Origin of the sequence: Massilia sp. BHUDP2 (assembly GCF_046236355.1) — a bacterium.
In the GTDB taxonomy this organism is placed as follows: Bacteria; Pseudomonadota; Gammaproteobacteria; order Burkholderiales; family Burkholderiaceae_D; genus Telluria; species Telluria varians.
This window is the reverse complement of record NZ_JBJUVW010000002.1, coordinates 804620-824492: the sequence shown is the minus strand read 5'-3', so window position 1 is coordinate 824492 and position 19873 is coordinate 804620. Positions and strand designations below refer to the sequence as shown.

Genomic DNA, 19873 nt, shown 5'->3' with positions numbered 1-19873 from the left:
GCATTTTTTTCGTCCCGTGCGGCCCCATGGCCGGCTTTGCGTTATCTTTTATATAAGATTCCACGCTCGCGCCACCCATGAACCACGCCGCCATCTTCGCCGCCGCCCTTGCCCTGTGCACGGGCGCCGCCCACGCCCAGGACAGCATCCAGGCCGACCGTCCCGACTTCGTCGAGTCGAGCAAGGTGGTAGGCAAGGGGCGGGTGCAACTCGAGACCAGTGCGCTGCTCGAGCGCGATCACGGCGAAGGGCGCGAGCGCACCCTGTCGACGCCCACCCTGCTGCGCATCGGTATCGCCGAGGCTTTCGAGTTGCGGGTCGAGACCGACGGCCGCATGGTCCGCCACCATAGCGAGGACGGCGCGCGCGTGAGCGAAGCCGGCTATGGCGACACGGCGCTCGGCCTCAGCTGGCACGCGCTCGATGCCGAGGGCAGCCGTCCCTCGGTCGGCGTCCACCTGGCGGCAGAACTCGCCAGCGGCTCTCGCGCCTTCCGCGGCGAGGGCGTGCGGCCGTCGCTGCGGGTGACCGGGGAGTGGGACTTGCCGAACGAGCTGACGCTGGGCGTGATGCCGGGCATTGGCGTCGACCGCGACGAGGCGGGACGCTACCGCTACGGCATCCTCGGCATCGTGCTCGAGAAGGAACTCGGCGAGCGCCTGAAGGGCCTGGTCGAGCTCGCCCTGCCGCGCATCGCCCGTGGCAAGCATGGCGGGACCGAGGCGCGCTTCGACGTCGGCGCCGCCTATCTGCTGTCGAAGGACGTGCAGGTCGACGCAATGCTGTCGCGCGGTTTGAACAGCCGCACGCCGGACATCGCCTTCACCATCGGGCTGTCGATCCGGCGCTGAGCACCCCGCCTGCCATGGCGGCCCGGTCAGTCATGTGCCGGGGTTATGCCGCCTGTTCCGAATTTCATTGGTTGTCAAAATTGCTCGCGCGTACTCTGTTTCGCGGATGGCAACACATCGGCGCGTGGAGAGGCGCCGGGGACCGCCACCAGCGCTCCCCTGGTGCGCTCACCTCAACCTGCAAAAAAAGACAACATGAAAAAACTTTTGCTTGCAGCGGCAGCCGCCATGCTCGTCGCTTCCATTTCCCACGCCGATGCACAGACGGTGTCACCCAAGCGCGAGATGCGCGGCGTGTGGATCAGCACCCACATCAGCCTGGACTGGCCCAGCCGTCTCGATACGCCGGCCCAGCAGCAGGCCAAGCTCAAGGCCATCCTGGACCATAACAAGGCGACCGGCATGAACGCCGCCTTCCTGCAGGTGCGCAGCCAGTCCGATGCCATGTACCCGAGCGAGCTGGAGCCCTGGTCCTACTACCTGACCAACCAGCAGGGCCGCGCGCCCAGCCCGGCCTGGGACCCGCTGCAGTTCGCGATCGACGAGACCCGCAAGCGCGGCATGGAATTCCATGCCTGGATCAATCCCTACCGCGCGGTGGCCACGGCGGCCAACCAGAACAACACGGCGATGTACGCGCCGAACCACGTCTCGCTCGCCCATCCGGAATGGCTGCTCACGGTCGGCACCGTGAAGATCCTGAACCCGGGCCTGCCGGCGGTGCGCGACCACGTCGTGAACGTCATCATGGACATCGTCAACCGCTACGACGTGGACGGCATCCACTTCGACGACTACTTCTACCCGAACGGCACCACCGGCGACGACGCGGCGTACTACGCCGATCCGCGCGGCTTCCCGGATACCGCGGCCGGCCGGGCCGACTGGCGCCGCGACAACATCGACATCCTGATCGCGCGCGTGAACGACAGCATCCGCGCGGTCAAGCCCTGGGTGAAGTTCGGCATCTCGCCGTCCGGCATCTACCGCAGCAGCACCGACCCGGCCGTGGGCTCCCCGACCGGCGCCGGCGCCCTGCAGCACTACACCCACATGTTCGCCGACACCCGCAAGTGGATCCGCGAGGGCTGGGTGGACTACCTAGCGCCGCAGGTCTACTGGTACATCGGCCAGGCCGGCTCGGACTACAAGCTCCTGGTGCCGTGGTGGAACGACAACGCCTACGAGCGCCACATGTACATCGGCCTGGCCGACTACAAGATGCGCGACACGGCAGGCTGGAGCAACCCGAACGAGATCAACAACCAGATCGCGCTGAACCGCGCTTCGGCCAACATCTCGGGCCAGGTCCACTTCCGCCACCAGTTCCTGCAGAACGACCCGCTGGGCTACCGTACTTCGCTGATGAACAGCACCTATGCGCGTCCGGCACTGCTGCCGACCATGGCCTGGAAAGGCACGGCGGCTCCAGCCGCACCGTCAGGCTTGGCGGCCAGCGTGGGCGAGAACAACGCGGTGAACCTGGCCTGGGCGCCGGCGGCGGAGAGTAGCGACGAACTGGAGAAGACCCGCAAGTACGCCATCTACCGCGCGCCGGATCGCGAGATGGACCTGGAGAACCCGGCCAACCTGCTGGGCGTGACCGACACCGCCACCAGCGCCTTCGCGGACGCCGGCGTCGCGCCGGGCCAGTATTACTACTACACGGTGACGGCGCTGAACCGCCTGAGCACCGAGAGCGCGCGCGCGGGCACGGTCAGCAACGACTTCGAGGCGCCGACCGTGCGCACCCGGGAAGTCTCGGTCACGCTGGCCAACGGCAGCGCCTCGATCGCCGCGAGCGAGCTCGATGGCGGCACGGGCGACAACTGGGGCGTGGAGTCCTTGACGGCCTCGCGCACCAGCTTCTCGTGCTCGGACATCGGCGTGCAGAAGGTGGTGCTGAGCGCCGTCGACAAGGGCGGCAACAGCGCCAGCGCGGAAGGCCTGGTGCGGGTGCTGGGCCACGTGCCGCAGCCCTCGATCAGCGTGAGCCCGGGACCAGGGGAAGCCACCGGCCTGCCGGCGAACACGATCGCGCTGGGCTACGGTCCGCAGAGCGTGAGCTTGACTGCGAGCGACGCGGCAGGATCGTCGACCTTCACCTGGAGCCCGGCCGGCGGGCTGTCGACCGCCAGCGGCGCGGTGACCAGCTTCGCGCCGAGCGCTGCGGGCAGCTTCAGCTTCACGGCGCAAGCAAGCAGCCCGGAAAGCTGCTTCGCGCAGGCCAGCACCACGGTCAACGTGATCGATGCGCGCTGCGGCGAGGGCAAGGTGATGGTGTGTAACAAGACCGGCAGCGCGAGCAATCCGGGGGCGCAGGTGTGCGTGTCGCCGAATGCGGTGCCGGCGTTCCTGAAGAAGGGCAGTGTGTTGGGAGCCTGCTCCAGCTGATGTTCGTAGGGTGGGCGGATTCTCCGCCCACGCGGTGATCGTTAGCAGCAAGATCATCCGGTGCGAAAGCGGAGTCGCTATCCATCACCGCGTGGGCGGGAAGACCCGCCCACCCTACAAAAACGGCTTAGCCTGTGTTGCGCAGGCCCGCCGCCACCCCATTGATCGACAAGTGAATCCCCCGGTGCACCCGCGGATCCGCATTGTCCCCCAGCTTGCGCCGGCGATGGATCAGCTCCACCTGCAGGTGGTTCAGCGGGTCGAGGTAGGCGAAGCGGTTCTGGATCGAGCGCGCCAGCAGCGGGTTGCCAGCCAGCCGTTCGCTCACCCCCGTCACCGATTCGAGGCAGCGCAGGGTCTCGCCATGCTCGGCGGTGATGCGGCGGAAGATGCGCTCGCGCAGCTCCACGTCCGCCACCAGCCCGGCATAGCGCGAGGCGATCGCCAGGTCGGTCTTGGCCAGCACCATGTCCATGTTCGACAGCAGGGTCGCGAAGAACGGCCAGCCTGCATGCATCTCCTGCAGCAGCGCCAGGCGCTCCTCGCGGTCGCCGTCCGCCAGCCAGCCGCTCACCGCGGTGCCGAAGCCGTACCAGCCCGGCAGCAGCAGGCGGCACTGGCCCCATGAGAAGCCCCACGGAATCGCGCGCAGGTCTTCGATGCGGCGGGTCGACTTGCGCGAGGCGGGACGCGAACCGAGGTTCAGTTCCGCGATCTCGGCGATCGGCGTGGCGCTGAAGAAGTAGTCGGTGAAGCCCGGGGTTTCGTACACCAGGTTGCGGTAGGCGCGGTAGGCGCGTTCGGACAGCTCGGCCATCACGGCTTCAAAGCGCGCCAGTCTGGCGTTGTTCACCTCGTCCGCCGGATGCGGCACCAGGCTCGCCTCCAGGGTCGCCGCCACCAGCAGTTCCAGGTTGCGCCGGCCGATCTCGGGATTCGAGAACTTCGAGGCGATGATCTCGCCCTGTTCGGTGAGCCTGATCTGGCCGTTGACGGTGCCCGGCGGCTGGGCGCGGATCGCGTCGTAGCTCGGGCCGCCGCCGCGGCCCACGGTGCCGCCGCGGCCGTGGAACAGGCGCAGCTTGACGCCCTTGGCGGCGAACACGTCGACCAGCTTGAGCTCGGCCTGGTACAGCTCCCAGTTCGAGGTCAGGAAGCCGCCGTCCTTGTTCGAGTCCGAGTAACCGAGCATGACTTCCTGCAGGCGGCCCTGTTTCTCGATGACGCCGGCCACCAGTGGGATCGACATCCACTCGTCCATGATGCCGCTGGCGCGCTGCAGGTCGGGGATGGTCTCGAACAGAGGGATCACCATCACGTCGCTGGTGCCGCTGGATACCCGCATCAGGCCGGTCTCCTTCTGCAGCAGCAGGACTTCCAGCAGGTCGGACACGGTCTCGGTGTGCGAGATGATGTAGTTGCGGATCGCGCGGCTGCCGTAGCGCTGGCGGATGTCGCGCGCCGCGCGCAGGATCGCCAGCTCGGAATTGGTCTCGTCCGAATAGCTCTCGTAGGGCGAGTACAGGGGGCGCGGCTGCGCCAGTTCGCGCAGCAGCAGCGCGACCTTGTCCGCCTCGCCCAGGGCAGCGTAGTCCGTTTGAGCGCCGGCGCGCGCGAACAGCTCGGCCAGCACGCGCTCGTGCACGTCCGAACTCTGGCGCATGTCGAGCGAGGCCAGGTGGAAGCCGAAGATGCGCGCGGCGCGCTTCAGGCCCGCCAGGCGCGGCTCGACCAGCACGGCGCCGTGGTTGGCGCGCAGCGAATCGGCCAGCACCTCGAGGTCGGCCGCGAACAAGGCGGCGTCGAGGTAGGGCGGGGCTTCGCCGACTTCCTTGCGCAGGATGTGGTCGACGCCCAGTTCGCGCGCGGTGGCGGCCAGGCGCGCGTAGATGCCGATCAGGGCGCGGCGGTAGGGCTCGTCGCTGCGGTGCGGCGAGTTGTCGACCGAGGCATCGGCCAGCGCCTGCATCTGCGGCGTCACCGGCACCATCAGGGTCGAGGTGGACAGCTCGGCGCCGAGGGCGTGCACCTCGTCCAGGTAGAAGTCGAGGATGGTGGTCGACTGGCGCACCAGCGCATGGCGCATGGTGTCGGCATTCACGTTCGGGTTGCCGTCGCGGTCGCCGCCGATCCAGCTGCCCATCTGCAGGTACTGCGATTCGCCCAGCTTCGCTTCGCCGCCGTAGCAGGACGCGATCTCGTCCTCGATGTCGTCGTACAGGCCCGGCACTTCACGCAAGAAGGTAATGCGGTAGTAGGACAGCGCGTTGTCGATCTCGTCGGCGACGGTCAGCTTGGAGTAGCGCAGCATCCGGGTCTGCCACAGGGTGGCGATGCGCGCCTGCAGCAGTTGGGTGTTGCGATTGAGTTCCTTGGGCGTCAGGCCGCGGTCGCGCTCGGCCAGCAGGCGCGCGATGTCGTGCTCGGCGTCGAGGATGCTCTTGCGCTGCACTTCGGTCGGGTGCGCGGTGAGCACCGGCGCGATCAGGGCGTCCTTGAAGAAGTCTTCGACGACCTCGCGCGGCACGCCGGCATCGACGAGCTTGCCGAGCGCATGGCCGACGCTGCCCTGGCGCGGCGCGGCGCCGCGCATCAGGTGGGCGCGGCGGCGGCGGATGTGGTGCTGGTCCTCGGCGATGTTGGCCAGGTGCGAGAAATAGGAGAAGGCGCGCACCACCGAAATGGTCTGGTCGCGCGTGAGCCGGTGCAGCAGGGTGGTGAGTTCCTCGCCGGCGACCGGGTCGGCATCGCGGCGGAAACGCACCGCCGTCTGGCGGATGGTCTCGACCACCTCGAACACGGCTTCGCCTTCCTGTTCGCGCAGCACGTCGCCGAGCAGGCGGCCGAGCAGGCGGATGTCTTCTTTCAAGGGCGCGTCCTTGTCCAGGGCGGGCTGTACGGCAGGGTTGTCTAGTGCAGCAGGGTTTTCCATATCGACCACAAATGAATTGTTAGTGCCATGGCGGTTGGCCATCGTCTGCAGGAGGCCCCATGCTAAAATTTGTGATCTTGAGCAAGGGCCGTTAACCGGCATCGTCCTGGTAGGCTAGATGACAGTGAAAGAATCCATGTTGAAAGCAAATGAATCGGCGCAGGAAGCGCCAGTGAAGCTGACGCCTCAAAAGCTCATTATCGCATCCCGCGAGAGCCGCCTGGCCATGTGGCAGGCGGAACATGTGCGTGCCCGACTCGCTGCATTATATCCGCAGTGCAGCGTTGAAATTCTCGGAATGACAACACGCGGCGACCAGATCCTCGACCGGACGCTCTCCAAGGTAGGCGGCAAGGGCCTGTTCGTCAAGGAGCTGGAAGTGGCGATGGCCGAAGGCCGCGCCGACCTGGCCGTGCACTCGCTCAAGGACGTGCCGATGGAATTGCCGGAAGGCTTCGAGCTGGCCGCCGTGCTCGAGCGCGAAGACCCGCGCGACGCCTTCGTCTCGAACGATTACGCCGGCCTGGCCGAACTGCCGGCAGGCAGCATCGTCGGCACCAGCAGCCTGCGCCGCCAGGCCCTGATCGCCGCGCGCTACCCGCAACTCGTCATCAAGCCGCTGCGCGGCAACCTCGACACCCGCCTGGCCAAGCTGGACCGCGGCGAATATGCCGCCATCATCCTGGCGGCGGCCGGCCTGAAGCGCCTCGGCCTGCCCCAGCGCATCCGCGCCTTGCTCGAACCCGAAGACAGCCTGCCGGCGGCCGGGCAGGGCGCGATGGCGATCGAGATCGTCAGCAGCGCGCGCAGCGACGGCGTCGACCTGCGCGCGCTCCTGGCGCCGCTGAACCACGAGGCCACCGCGCGCGCCGTGACGGCCGAGCGCAAGGTCTCGAAGATCTTCGGCGGCAGCTGCCAGATTCCGCTGGCGGCCTTTGCGACCGTCACCGGCACCGCCATGCGCCTGCGCGCGATGGTGACGACCCCGGACGGCCAGCGCACCGCGCAGGCCGAGGTGGCGGGCTCCTGGGAGCATCCGGAATTCCTGGGCGAGCAGGTGGCGATCCTGCTGGAAGACCAGGATGCGCATGCGATCCTGGAAGCATGCAAGCAGGAGGCGGCACAGGAGACGGCCGCCGACGCGTCGCCGGCGCCAAGCCAGGGCGGCTGACCCATGCCTGATCGGGCAGTCGTCATCACCCGGCCGCGCGCCCAGGCGCAGCCGCTGGCCCAGGCCGTGCGCGCGCTCGGGCGCCGGGCCGTGGTGCTGCCGCTGCTCGAGATCGCGCCGCTCGACGATAGCGCGCCGCTGCGCGCCGCGCTGGCCGGGCTGGATTCCTGTGCGATGGTCGTGTTCGTCTCGCCGAATGCGGTGGATGCCGCCTTTGCCCACCTGGACGGCTGGCCGGCCGGCGTGCCGATCGGCGTCGTCGGCGAGGGCAGCCGCGCGGCGCTGGCCCGCCACGGGATCACGGACGAGAACGCCACCATCCATTGCCCGCCGGATCCGGCCAACAGCGATTCGGAACACCTGCTGGCCAGCCTCGACCTGTCGGCCTTCGCCGGGCGCCGCGTGCTGATCGTGCGCGGCGAAAGCGGGCGCGAACTGATGGCCGACACCCTGCGCGCGGCCGGAGCCCAGGTGTCCCCGGTCGCCGCCTATCGCCGCAGCGTGCCGCCCTTGAGCGCGGCGCTGGCGGCCGAGCTGGACGCCTTGCTGGCAGGGCCAAACGACTGGATAATCACGAGTTCGGAAGCCTTGCGCGGCCTGGCGGGGCTGGTGCAGGAGCTCGATCCCGCGACCGGGCTGGCCCGCTTGCAGGCGCAGCACCTGATCGTTCCCCATGCACGGATAGCGGAGACGGCGCGCGCGCTCGGGTGCGATCGGATCACCCTGACGGGTTCTGGCGACGCACGCTTACTTGCCGCGATACAATCTAAAGAATGAACGAACAACAAAATAATCCAGAACACATCCCGTCTGGCAGCGTCACGCTGCAGAAGGCGCCGGCGCCCGCGTCGAGGGGGGAGGGGCTGCTCCAGGCGCTGCAGCGCCCCCTGCCGGCGGCGGTCGCCATCCTGGCCCTGTTGCTGGCGGTGCAGACCTGGACCTCGCACAACCGCATCAACACCCTGCGCCGCGACATGGCGCAAAGCCTGCAGAAGGGCAACGCCGTGAACGCCGAGACCGCGGCGCTGGCGCGCGAGGTATCGGATACGGCCAAGGAGCTGCAGATCAAGGTCGGCGTGCTGGAAAGCCGCCAGTCCGAGGCCCAGACCCAGCAGCTGGCGCTCGAACAGCTCTACCAGGACCTGTCGAAGAACCGCGACGAATGGGCGCTGTCCGAGGTCGAGCAGGTGCTGAACACGGCCAGCCAGCAATTGCAGCTGGCCGGCAACGTGCAGGGCGCCCTGATCGCGCTGCAGAACGCCGACCGTTCGCTGGGCCGTTCGGACAAGCCGCAGTTCCTGAACATCCGCCGCGCCATCGGCGCCGACATCGAGCGCCTGAAGGCGATGCCGGCGGTCGACCTGGCCGGCGTCGCGCTGCGCCTGGACAACGTCATCGCCCAGGTCGACACGCTGCCGATGCTGTCCGACGAAAGGCCGCTGCTGCCGGCGGCCCCGGTGCGCAGCACCCGGAAACCAGATGGCAAGCTTGATGCCAAGGGCGCTGCCGAAGCCGCGCCGGAGAAGCTGAGCCTGGGCCAGCGCATGATCCAGACCTGGCGCAACTGGAGCCAGGAGATGTGGGACGACGTGCGCCAGCTGGTGCGCGTGCGCAGCGTCGACACGCCGGAAGCGCTGATGCTCTCGCCCACCGAGTCCTTCTTCGTGCGCGAGAACCTCAAGCTGCGCCTGCTGAACGCGCGCCTGGCCCTGCTGTCGCGCAACGAGGCGACTTTCCGCGACGACCTGGCCAGCAGCCAGGAAATCCTGCTCAAGTATTTCGACACCCGCTCCCGCGCCACCCAGTCGGCGCAGGCGGCGCTGCGCCAGGTGCAGGCGAACAACCTGACGATCGAGATGCCGACGCTGTCCGAGAGCCTGAACGCGGTGCGCAACTACAAGGCGAAGCAATAAGATGCGGCTCCTCCTCTGGTTAGTCGCCCTGATGGCCGCGGCCATCGGCATCGCCGTGACGGCACGCTTCAACCCGGGCAACGTGGTGCTGTTCTATCCGCCGCACCGGCTCGACATGTCGCTCAACCTGTTCGTCGTGCTGCTGGTGCTGCTGTTCCTGACCTTCTACGGCCTGGTGCGGGCGCTGAAATCCACCCTCAAGATGCCGCAGCGCGTGGCCGCCTATCGCCAGCGCAAGCGCGAGCGCGAAGGCAACAAGGGCTTGCGTGACGCGCTCAAGGCCCTGTTCGAAGGCCGCTTCGGCCACGCCGAGAAAGCCGCCATGCGCGCCGCCGAGCTGCCGGAGAACGCCGGCCTGGCGGCCCTGATCGGCGCCAGGGCCGCGCACCGCATGCGCGAGCCGGCGCGGCGCGACGCCTGGCTGGCCGGCATCGCGCACGACAACACGCTCAAGACCGCGCGCCTGATGACGGTGACCGAGCTGCTGGTCGACGATCACCAGCCGGAAGCCGCGCTCGAGGCGGTCGCCGAACTCAATGCCAGCGGCCAGCGCCACATCCACGCGCTGCAATGGTCGATGAAGGCCCACCAGCAGGCGCGCAACTGGCCGGAAGTGTTGCGCCTGGTGCGCATCCTCGACAAGCGCAAGGCCCTGCATCCGGCGCTATCGACGCGCCTGCGCGAGTTGGCCTACGAAGCCCTGCTATCCGAGCGCAACGTCGATGCGGAAACGATCCGCCGCCTCTGGGCCGGCGTACCGGTGGCGGAGCGCACCCTGCCCACGGTCGCGGCGCGCGCCGCCAATGTCTTCAATGCCTGCGGCCTGCACGACGAGGCGCGCCAGATTGCCGAAGAGGCGCTCAAGGCCAACTGGGACGACTGTGTGGTGCGCGCCTACCGCGAGGCGGCCGGCCCCAGCGGCTCGCCCTCGCTGCTGGCCCAGATCGAGCACTGCGAGGCCTGGCTCAAGGAACGTCCGCGGGACGCCGAACTGGCCCTGACCCTCGGCGCCTTATGCCTGAAGCAGAAGCTGTGGGGCAAGGCGCAGCGCTACCTGGAGCAGGCGCTGTCGGATGCCCTCGATGCGGCGATGGTGCGCGAGGCGCACCTCAAGCTGGCCCAGATGCACGAGGCGCTGGGGCAGGAAGGGGAAGCGGCGCACCATTACCGGCAATGTGCGCTGGCCAGCATCCTCTGATGCCGGGTTGACAGCGGATGCGCGCCGCCACCGGACGCGCCATCCGCTTGCCGCTTTCGCTATAATGACGCACCTTATTAAAACTTCAGCAAGCAAGGAATTCCATGAGCCTGAATAACGTCCCAGCCGGCAAAGACGTGCCGAACGACTTCAACGTCATCATCGAGATCCCGATGAACGCCGACCCGGTCAAGTACGAGGTCGACAAGGACAGCGGCGCGATCTTCGTCGACCGCTTCATGGGTACCGCCATGCACTATCCGTGCAACTACGGCTACGTGCCGCAGACCATCGCCGACGACGGCGACCCATGCGACGTGCTCGTGATCACCCCGTTCCCGCTGCCGCCGGGCGTGGTGGTGCGCTGCCGCGCGCTGGGCGTGCTGAAGATGACCGATGACGGCGGCGGCGACGCCAAGGTCATCGCCGTGCCGGTCGAAAAAGTCCTGCCGATGTACAAGAAGATCCAGAAGCTGGAAGACCTGGAAGAACTGCGCCTGCAGCAGATCCAGCATTTCTTCGAGCACTACAAGGACCTCGAGCCGGGCAAGTGGGTCAAGATTGAAGGCTGGGCCGATGCGGAAGCCGCCAAGGCCGAGATCACGGGCGGCGTCGAAGCGTTCAAGCGCAAGGGCCAGGAATAAGCACCGCTGCATGACGCGCCGCGTGAACGCACGCAGCGCGCCTTGCAAGCGATAAAAGCCGGCGTCCCTCATCGGGATGCCGGCTTTTTTTATTACCAGCCGCGCATTACCAGCCAATATCGCGCAGCAGCGGGAAGGTCAGGTCGCACGGCGGCCTGACCACGTGCCGCAGGTCGGCGTTGATCGACGGCTCCATCAGCTGGTTCGGCTTGGCTTCGGTGGTGTAGTGCGACACCGAGGAGCCCGGCTGGTTGATGCTGGGGCTGTACATCAGGATGCGCCGTTGCCGGTCGGTGCCTGCCAGCCGGGTGGGGTCGATGCCGAAGGTGGCGATCACGCCTGACATCGTCCGCGAGCGCTGCTGCAGCGCCGCCTTGATGGCGACGCCGTCGGACAAGGTGATGCGCAGCGAGGGGATCCTGATGCTCGGATCGGCGCCGCTCAGGCCGATGACGTCGCCCGGGACATTGTCCACCACCAGCATGCCGATCGCGCCGGCCGCCTGCACGTTGCGCGCCTTGGTGACGAAATCGCAGCTGCCGCGGTCCACCAGGGCGATGTTGTTGCGCACCGCCAGGGCATTGTTGAAGCTGAGCGGCGTGCAGGCCAGCCCGGTGCCGTTCGGCTGGTCGACCACCGGCATCAACTGGCCGCTGACGGCGCGGGCGCCGACCGGCGGACCGAAGGACGCATCGCCGACGTAGTAATCGCCCCTGGCGGCCCCGGCGTTCGCGCCGCCGATGTTCAGGTTGCTGCGTGGCGCCAGCACGCGCGGCACCGCGGCGGTGACGTTCGGGCCGTTCCAGGACAGGCCGCGCCAGGTGATGGCGGAGATGCGGCGCTGCTCGTCGGTCATGGCCACCCAGGGCATGTTATTGCGGTTGTTCACCAGGAAGTAGTCCCAGATCGAGGGGATGCCGAAGAACAGTTCGCCCGTTTCGTCGTCGGTGAAGGTCTGGAAGCCGAGCCCGTGCGCCATTTCGTGCAGCAGCACCGTAACCAGGTCGATCTGGCCGTTGGCGCGCCGGTCCAGGCCCAGGTAGAAGGGCGAGCCCGGCAGGCAATCGGGGAACAGGCCGAGGCGCGAGTTGAAGCGCGCGATGATGTGCGGATCTTCCGGCGCGGTCAGGTCGGCGCCGGCCAGCTTGCTGGCCAGCGCCGCCGGATACCAGGTGTTGGCGCGCGGCGCGTTCGGGAAATCGGTCCAGATCTCGGCGGCGCCGGCGGAACCGAGCACCGCGCCGCTGGCCGTGCAGGACAGGGGCACGAAGGCGGCGCCGATGCGGATCGTCACGAGGCTGTCGAGCGTGGCGCCCCAGATGCTTGCTGCGCGCTGGAAGGCGATCAGGCGCTGGGCGCCCAGCGTGGTGCCGGTGTTGCCCCCGACGGGTGCGGCAGGCGTCGGGTCATTGAAGCCTTCGCCGGGCGCGTTCAGGTTGACGATGACGATGGTGGCGGCCGCCTGCGCGGCGCCGATGCCGCCGAGCATGACGGCAAAGGTGGCGGCAAGCGCGCAGGCCAGCGTGGCGGCGCGACTGCGCAGGTGGGCGGTGAAGGTGGCAGCTTTCATTGGCGATGCTCCTCTTGCTTGGCGGCGCCGTGCTCCTGCGCGCCCTGGACCGCCTGGTCGGCGGCATGCGCGCCGTGCACGCATTGCTCCTCGAGCTTGCCGTCGGCGCCGCGGGTGACGACCGAATACACCATGCCGCGTTCGCCGAGCTGGACCGAGCGGCGTCCGCCGGGTCCGGTGACCATCTTCGGTGCGGGCGCGGCCACGCCCGCCGCCGAGGCCTTGGTGCGCGGGTGCAGGGCGCGCGCCTCGTCCGCGGTGGGGGCGCGCAGTTCGCCGGTGTCGGCGTCGCGCACGACCACCATTCCCTGCTGGGCTGGCGCCGCCTGGGATTCGGTTTGCTGGGCGCAGGCGGGGAGGGCCAGCGCGGCAAGCGGCAGGAAGCACATCAATTTATGGATGAACATGGCATTCTCCTCAAACGGTGGGGGGCGCCTCTTTGATGGATGGCGCCGGCGCCCGCCTGCGCAGCCGCCGGGCATGCGCCCCGACGGCGCCGAGGCCCGCCAGCAGCATCAGGTAGGTCGACGGCTCCGGCACGGCGGTGACCACCTTGACGGTGTCGAGCCCGATGTAGGAAAGCGTCTCGGCATTACCGAGGTAGCGGAAAGCGAAGCGTCCTTCTCCTTGGACATCGAGGCTCGTCGTCCATTGCGCCCACTGTGTGGGAAAACTGTTCTCGCCGCCGATGGTCAGGAGCAGAGTGTCGAAGCCGTCGGCGCTGGTATTGCCGCCGTAGCTGAAGCGCACCTCGAGCTGGTCGAAGAAGCCGGGATCGGGTGCGCGGTTGGTGAAGAAGGACAGGGTGGTCAGGCCGTTCAGCGACAAGGTAGGGGTGATCAGCCAGTTGTCCACCATGCCGAGGCCGTTGGCGGCGCTCAGGTAGTTGACGCCGGCATACGAGCCGGCTGCGCCCGACTGTGCGGAGAAAATGCTGGTATTGCCCTGGAACCATGCGTTCCCGGGTGGCGTGCTGCGGTTGATTTGCGCCCAGTCGGACAGGCCGGCCACGCTGCCGAAGCCTTCGTCGAGGACGACAAGGCCGGCGGCATGGCCCGGCAGTGGCGCCCACGTGGCCGCCGCGACGAGCGCCGCGCCGGCGAGTGAGGTAAGTCGCTTCATGATTCCCCTTTCGTGCTGAGCCAGAAAGAAAATGGTGGTCCACTCGCGCTGGCTGACGGCGAGCCCATGGTTGTCTTTATGGTATGGGCAGGCCGACGAGCAAGCTTGATGTTCATTCAATGCGGGTAGACCAGGACACGGCCCGGCTCAAGGGCGAGAGGGGAACTAAATCACGGAAAAGAAAACGGCCTCCGCAAGGGAGGCCGTGAGCTGCTGCTGGGAAATGGCGGTAAAGACTACCGGGCTTGCCGCGCCAGGAAACTGCGCAACCTGAGCTTGCCGACGATCCCGATCGGGAAGAAATAGATCGACAGGATGAACAGCACGCCCAACCATAGCATCCAGCGGTCCGGATGCAGCAGCGCCGCCAGCATCGGCACGCCGGCCAGCGCTTCCGAACCCGCTCCCATCAGTCCCTGCAGGTAGTTCTGCGCGATGATGAACAGGGCCGCGCCCACCACCGCGCCGTACATCGTGCCCATGCCGCCAATGACGACGATCAGCAGGATGTCGGTCATCACCTTGAAGCCGAGCGAGGTATCCGGGCCTACGTAGCGCAGCCACAGGGCCATCAGCGCGCCGGCCAGCGCCGCCACCAGCGCCGCCAGGCAGTTGGCCCAGATGCGGTAGGTCATGGTGCGGTAGCCCAGCGCCTCGGCGCGGAACTCGTTCTCGCGGATCGCCTGCAACACCCGGCCGAACGGCGAATTCACCAATCGCAGCAGGAACAGGAATAGCATCAGGCAGCCGAAGAACACCAGATAATAGGTGAGCAGCTTGCCGTCGATCGAGCGCCCGAAGACCTCGTTTTCCATCAGCGTGAAGCCGGGCGTGAGCACTTCCGGCACGCTGAAGGTGATGCCATCCTCGCCACCGGTGAAGTCCGACAGCTGCGAGGCCAGCACCGCGAACGAGGAAGCGACCGCCAGCGTGATCATGGCGTAGAAGATGGCGCGCACGCGCAGGGCGAACAGGCCGACCACCAGGGCCAGGGCCAGGGCCAGCAGCAGGGCGATGCCGAGGCCGGTCAGCGCCGCGCTCCAGGTCGGCTCGTCCACGCGCGCCAGCCCTAGGCCGATGCCGTAGGCGCCGATGCCGTAGAACATGGTGTGGGCGAAAGAGACGATGCCCGTGTAGCCCAGCAGCAGGTCATAGGACGCCACCAGCACGATGTAGACGCAGATCGTGGCGGCGGTGTTGAGCGGACGCGCGCCCGAGAACAGGAAGGGCGCGAAGGCCAGTCCCAGCAGGATCAGGAGCAGGCTTGCTGCCAGCAGGCGGCTGCGCGGCATGTCGGCGGATAAAAGTCGGTGCAGCATGTTCATCAACCCCGCATCTTCGAGTACAGGCCGGCCGGACGCCACAGCAGGATCGCGATCATCAGGATGATGTTCGAGACCAGCGCTACTTTTGGGGCCAGGAAACCGGCATAGTTGGTAACCAGCGCCATGAGCAGGGCGCCGATGAAGCAGCCGCCCACGGAACCGAGGCCGCCGATGATGATGACGATGAAGATCAGCACCATCATCTCGCCGCCCATCGCGGCGGTCAGCGTTTCCTTGTACAGGCCCCACAGCACGCCGCCCATCCCGGCCAGCGCCGAACCGGCCGCGAACACGATCACGAACAGGCGCTTGATGCGGTAGCCGAGCGCTTCGACCATCTCGCCGTTCTCGACGCCGGCGCGGATCAGGAGGCCGATCTTGCTGCGGTTCAGGGTCAGGAACATGCCCACAAAAACCAGCAGGCCGATCACCACCGCTACCAGGCGGTATTTCTCGATCGCCGCGTCGCCCAGGAAGATGGCGCCGCGCAGCGCGGTCGGCAGCGGCAGGGCGATGGTCTCGGCGCCCCAGATCACGTGGATCAGCTGCTCGGCCACGATCATGCCGCCCATGGTGATCAGGATCTGCTTCAGGTGCTGGCCATAGACCGGCATGATGATCACGCGCTCGAACGCCCACCCCAATAGTGCGGTAACGACCATCGCCACCGTGATGGCCAGCGCCAGCACGCCCAGGTTGATCAGGAGCGAGTCCATCTCGAGCCAGCCGCGCATCGGCAGCAGCACCATGGTCGCCGCGAAGGCGCCGACCGACACGAAGGCGCCGTGGCCGAAGTTCAGCACGCTCATCAGGCCGAACACGAGGGTCAGGCCGCTCGCCATGATGAAGATCATCATGCCCATCGCCAGGCCGGCGACGGTCAGGGTGACCCAGGTGGGGAAGCTGCCGACCAGGGGCAGCATGGCCAGCATCAGGACGGGAACCAGGAGCAGCGGCGCGATGTCGCGCGGCGCGCTTGGCAAAGGTGTGTCCTTGCTGGCAATGGGAAGGCTTGCACTCATGGTGATTCCTATTGATGTGAATCCAAAGACAGGCCGAGCAGGCGCTGTTGCAGCTCGTCGTCGTCCGCCAGCGCCGCCATCGAGCCCGCATGCACGACGCGGCCGTCGTCCATCACGCTGACCGTGTCGCCCAGCGAACGAACGAAGTTGAAGTTCTGCTCGACCAGCAGGATGCTGGTGCTGGTGTCCTTCAGCTCGCGGAAGGCGGCCATCAGGCTCTGGATGATGGCCGGGGCCAGGCCCTTGGTCGGTTCGTCGACCAGCAGGAGCTTGCGGGGCTCGACGATCGCGCGCGCGATCGCCACCATCTGCTTCTGGCCGCCCGAGAGGTTCCCGGCCGGGTAGTTCCAGAATTTCTTCAGGGCCGGGAAGAAGCCGCAGATCCAGTCCACGCGTGCCCCGTCCAAAGGACCATTCCGGGCGGCGAGGTACAGGTTTTCGCGCACGGTCAGGTCGGAGAACACGGCCATGCTTTCCGGGACGTAGGCTATTCCTGAGCGCGAGATGTCGGGCGTGGCCATCTTCGTGATGTCGCGGCCCTCGAACGTGATGGAGCCGGCGCTGGCCTTCCACAGGCCCATGATGGTGCGCAGGGTCGTCGTCTTGCCGGCGCCGTTGCGGCCCAGCAGGATCGACAGGCCGCCGCGCGGGACCACCAGGTCGACGCCCTGCAGGATGTGGTACTGGCCGATGTGGGTGTGCACGCCCTTCAGGACGAGCAGCGGCTCGCCAGGCGCGTTATGCATGGGCGAGGTTTGTTGATTCAGGTGTTCCAAGATAGGCTTCCTGTACGATCTTCGATTGCATGACTTCAGCCGGCTTGCCGTCCGCGACCAGGGTGCCGTTGTGCAGCACGATGATGCGGTCGGCCAGGGCGCGCACCACGTCCATCTTGTGCTCGACCAGCAGCACGGTCTTGTTGCGCTCCTGCTTGACGGCATGGATCAGGTCGAGCACCACCGGCACTTCGTCCACGCTCATGCCGGCGGTGGGTTCGTCGAACATCATGATGCTGGGTTCCAGCGCCAGCAGGATCGCCACTTCCAGCTTGCGCTGGTCGCCGTGCGAGAGCGTCGCCACCCAGGCGTCGCGGCGCTTGACCAGGCCCACACGCTCCAGGTAATGCTCGGCGCGCGCGATCAGTTCCCGGTGGCTCGACCAGATCGAGAAGAAATTCAGGCCCAGGCCGGCGCGGCTCTGCACCGCCAGGCGCACGTTTTCCGCCACCGTCAGGTTGGGAAACAGGTTGGTGAGCTGGAAGGCCCGGCCTATCCCCAGGCGGGTGCGCTTGGCGGCGCCGGCGCGGGTGATGTCCCGGCCGTTCACCAACACGCTGCCCGAGGTGGCCGGCAACTGCCCCGACACCAGGTTGAAATAGGTGGTCTTGCCGGCGCCGTTGGGCCCGACGATGACCGTCAGGGTGCCGGGATGGAAGTCCGCCGTGACCGCGTTCACCGCGACGTGGCCGCCGAAGCGGATCGTCAGGTCGCGGGTGGACAGGGAAGGTGCAGCGGACTGCAGCGATGCGGGAGCCGTCATGTCAGCGCTTGTTCCGCACCGGCAGCGGCAGTTCGGATGCCGGGATCTCGCGCACCAGTTCCAGCAGGTCCCACTCGTTCTTCTGGTCCTTCTTGATGCGGAAGTGGTACATCGGCTGGATCGCCTGGTGGTCTTCCTTGCGGAAGCTCATCCGGCCCTTGGGCGTTTCGAAGGACAGGCCTTCCATCGCCGCCACCATCTCGTCGCCGTTCTTGGCGTTGGGCGCCTTCGACAGGGCCGCAACCACCGCGCCGGCCGCGGCCATGCCACCGGCCGTGAACATATCGGGCGGCATCTTGAAGCGCTTGGTATGCTCCGCCACCAGCCAGTCGTTCATCTTGTTCTTCGGGAAGCCGTAGTAGTAATTGATGGTGCCTTCGGTGCCGGCGAAGTTCTTCCAGGTCTTCATCACCGGCAGGATGTTGCCGCCCGGGGCCAGCGCGATGCCGAAGCGCTCCGGCTTCATGTCGGCGATCTTGTTCAGCGGATTCGGGCCGGCCCAGACGATCTGCAGCACGCGCGGCTGCGGCTTGTCCTTGAGCTTGTCGAACAGGCGCTGGGCCGGCGCGGTGAAGTCGGTGGCGGTGGCCGGCGCGTATTCCTCGTGCACGACGACGGCCTTGCTACCGGTGGTCTTGAGCGCTTCCTTGCCGGCCTCGATGGCGTCGCGCCCGAAGGCGTAGTCCTGCGCCAGGAAACCGACGCTGCCGCTCTTGAAGGTGCTGGCCGCGGCCAGCGCATCCTGCATCGAGCTGCGCGCGGTGCGGAAGATGTACTTGTTCCACTTTTCCTGGGTGATCGCGTCGGCCACGGCCGGTTCGACGATCAGCACCTTCTTGTATTCCTTGGCGACCGGCAGCATGGCGATGGCCGAGCCGGACGAGGTGGTGCCGACCGCGATGTCGACCTTGTCGTCGCCGTAGGCTTCGGCCAGCAGGGTGCGGCCCAGCGACGGGTTGGACTGGTCGTCCTTGACGATGACCTTGATTCTCCGGCCATTGATCTGCATGGTGCCGCCGGTGAGGTATTCGAGGCCCATCATGAAGCCGGTCTCGGTTTCCTTGGCATAGGCTTCGAGCGGGCCGGTCTTGCCGGCGATGAGGGCGATCTTCAGGTCCTTGCCCTGTGCATACGCGCCAGGCGCAGCGCTCGCCGCGAAGGCGGCCACGATGGCGATGGACAGGGGTTTGATCAGGTGGTGCATGTCAGTCTCCTTGTGATTCTTACGGTAGCTTGGACAGGAAAGCGCGGATCGCCTCCAGCGCTTCCGGCTCGGTGAGCATGGGCGCATGGCCGACGTTCGGCACTTCCGCGTAATGCAGTTCCGGGGCGGCCTTGCGCATCCAGTCGGCCTGTTCCTGCTCGACCAGGTCGGACAGCGCACCGCGCACCAGGAGGGTGGGGCGGCGCCGCGCCAGCCGGCGGAAGGCCATGCGCGCGGCCAGCGAGGTCGGACGCAGTTTACCCGTCTGTATCGCTTGTGCGATATTCGGATCGTAACGCAGCGCCAGCTGGCCGTCATCCTTCTGTTCGAAGGCGCGGCGCGCCCACTTGCCCCATTCCTCGTCGGAGTTGGCGGGGAAGGCGCAGGCGTTGATGTCGCGCAGGTAGGCGGCAGCGTCGTCCCAGCTCGCGAGCGCATTGCAGCGGCCCGCATAGCCCGCGATGCGCTGCAGGCCGCGCACGGACAACACCGGGCCGACGTCGTTGAGGACGGCGGCGGCAATCAGATCGAGGCGGCGCGCCGCCAGGGTCATGGTGATCAGGCCCCCCATCGAGGTGCCCACGAAGATGGCGCGCCCCAGGCCCAGGTGCTCCATCAGCCGGGCGACGTCGGCGGCGTAGACGTTCGGGTTGTAGTTGTCGGGATTGGGATCGTGCGCCGAGTGGCCGCGGCCGCGCACGTCGACCGCGATCACGCGCCGGCCCATGGCGGAAAGGATGGGCGCGAGTTCGTCGAAGTCGGCGGAGTTGCGTGTCAGGCCGTGGATGCAGATGACCGGCAGCCGCGCGCCGGCGCCGGCGTCGGTGGCCGCGCTTGTTGGCGGATAATCGCGCGCGTACAGCGCCAGCCCGTCGCTGCTGGTGTAGCTGATTGGTGTGTAGGTAGACACGCTGGCTTGTATCCTGTGTTCGTTCGGGGCGCTTTGCAGCGTTTGTTCGGGCGGCAAGCCTCCGGGCCGGCGCCGGGA

The 19873-nt window shown here is 67.4% G+C and carries 17 protein-coding genes; 7 read left to right on the top strand and 10 right to left on the bottom strand.

The features are described from left to right. Nucleotides 1-77 precede the first annotated feature (77 nt). Nucleotides 78-851 (top strand): transporter, encoded by a 774-nt coding sequence (locus tag ACK6C6_RS14285; RefSeq protein ID WP_409267840.1) that lies wholly within the window; start codon nt 78-80, stop codon nt 849-851. Between the two features lie 195 nt (nt 852-1046). Next, entirely contained in the window at nt 1047-3245 is a 2199-nt protein-coding gene (locus ACK6C6_RS14280; RefSeq protein WP_409267839.1) for a family 10 glycosylhydrolase, read from the top strand. Between the two features lie 127 nt (nt 3246-3372). Here ACK6C6_RS14280 and ppc read toward each other — a convergent pair whose 3' ends face one another. Continuing rightward, nucleotides 3373-6177: a phosphoenolpyruvate carboxylase gene (ppc, locus tag ACK6C6_RS14275; protein WP_409267838.1), complete on the bottom strand. Its 2805-nt coding sequence runs from the start codon at nt 6175-6177 to the stop codon at nt 3373-3375. 136 nt (nt 6178-6313) lie between these two features. On the opposite strand from ppc, the gene hemC reads away from it, so the two are divergent. The 5 genes from hemC (at nt 6314) to ppa (ending at nt 11103) form a co-directional block, all read left to right on the top strand. Continuing rightward, nucleotides 6314-7348: a hydroxymethylbilane synthase gene (gene hemC, locus ACK6C6_RS14270; RefSeq protein WP_409267837.1), complete on the top strand. Its 1035-nt coding sequence runs from the start codon at nt 6314-6316 to the stop codon at nt 7346-7348. A gap of 3 nt (nt 7349-7351) precedes the next feature. Continuing rightward, complete coding sequence (locus ACK6C6_RS14265) at nt 7352-8125, top strand: uroporphyrinogen-III synthase (protein ID WP_409267836.1); 774 nt, start codon at nt 7352-7354, stop codon at nt 8123-8125. Continuing rightward, entirely contained in the window at nt 8122-9261 is a 1140-nt protein-coding gene (locus ACK6C6_RS14260; RefSeq protein ID WP_409267835.1) for a uroporphyrinogen-III C-methyltransferase, read from the top strand. The genes ACK6C6_RS14265 and ACK6C6_RS14260 overlap by 4 nt, the downstream gene beginning before the upstream one ends. A 1-nt stretch (nt 9262) precedes the next feature. Continuing rightward, nucleotides 9263-10459 carry a heme biosynthesis protein HemY gene (locus ACK6C6_RS14255; RefSeq protein ID WP_209588558.1) on the top strand — a complete coding sequence of 399 codons (1197 nt, stop codon included), beginning with the start codon at nt 9263-9265 and terminating at the stop codon, nt 10457-10459. Nucleotides 10460-10563: 104 nt separating this feature from the next. After that, complete coding sequence (ppa, locus tag ACK6C6_RS14250) at nt 10564-11103, top strand: inorganic diphosphatase (RefSeq protein WP_036211366.1); 540 nt, start codon at nt 10564-10566, stop codon at nt 11101-11103. Nucleotides 11104-11209: 106 nt separating this feature from the next. On the opposite strand, the gene ACK6C6_RS14245 is transcribed toward ppa, so the two are convergent. From ACK6C6_RS14245 to ACK6C6_RS14205, 9 genes are all read right to left on the bottom strand, one after another. Then, entirely contained in the window at nt 11210-12673 is a 1464-nt protein-coding gene (locus ACK6C6_RS14245; protein ID WP_409267834.1) for a PA domain-containing protein, read from the bottom strand. After that, nucleotides 12670-13080, bottom strand: coding sequence for a post-PEP-CTERM-1 domain-containing protein (locus ACK6C6_RS14240; RefSeq protein WP_409267833.1), 411 nt, complete (start codon nt 13078-13080; stop codon nt 12670-12672). Before ACK6C6_RS14240 ends, ACK6C6_RS14245 begins: the two co-directional genes overlap by 4 nt. Before the next feature lie 10 nt (nt 13081-13090). Beyond that, a complete protein-coding gene (locus tag ACK6C6_RS14235) occupies nt 13091-13795 on the bottom strand; it encodes a choice-of-anchor J domain-containing protein (protein ID WP_409267832.1) in 705 nt (234 codons plus the stop codon). Nucleotides 13796-14031: 236 nt separating this feature from the next. Next, nucleotides 14032-15114 carry a branched-chain amino acid ABC transporter permease gene (locus ACK6C6_RS14230; RefSeq protein WP_409268287.1) on the bottom strand — a complete coding sequence of 361 codons (1083 nt, stop codon included), beginning with the start codon at nt 15112-15114 and terminating at the stop codon, nt 14032-14034. A 5-nt stretch (nt 15115-15119) separates the two neighbouring features. Next, nucleotides 15120-16142, bottom strand: a complete 1023-nt coding sequence (locus ACK6C6_RS14225; protein ID WP_036211360.1) for a branched-chain amino acid ABC transporter permease — start codon at nt 16140-16142, stop codon at nt 15120-15122. Between the two features lie 8 nt (nt 16143-16150). Next, nucleotides 16151-16888, bottom strand: coding sequence for an ABC transporter ATP-binding protein (locus ACK6C6_RS14220; RefSeq protein ID WP_409267830.1), 738 nt, complete (start codon nt 16886-16888; stop codon nt 16151-16153). Next, nucleotides 16881-17681, bottom strand: coding sequence for an ABC transporter ATP-binding protein (locus ACK6C6_RS14215; protein ID WP_409267829.1), 801 nt, complete (start codon nt 17679-17681; stop codon nt 16881-16883). Before ACK6C6_RS14215 ends, ACK6C6_RS14220 begins: the two co-directional genes overlap by 8 nt. 1 nt (nt 17682) lies before the next feature. Then, entirely contained in the window at nt 17683-18885 is a 1203-nt protein-coding gene (locus tag ACK6C6_RS14210) for a substrate-binding domain-containing protein (protein ID WP_409267828.1), read from the bottom strand. A 19-nt stretch (nt 18886-18904) separates the two neighbouring features. After that, nucleotides 18905-19795 carry an alpha/beta fold hydrolase gene (locus tag ACK6C6_RS14205; protein WP_409267827.1) on the bottom strand — a complete coding sequence of 297 codons (891 nt, stop codon included), beginning with the start codon at nt 19793-19795 and terminating at the stop codon, nt 18905-18907. Nucleotides 19796-19873: the final 78 nt, after the last annotated feature.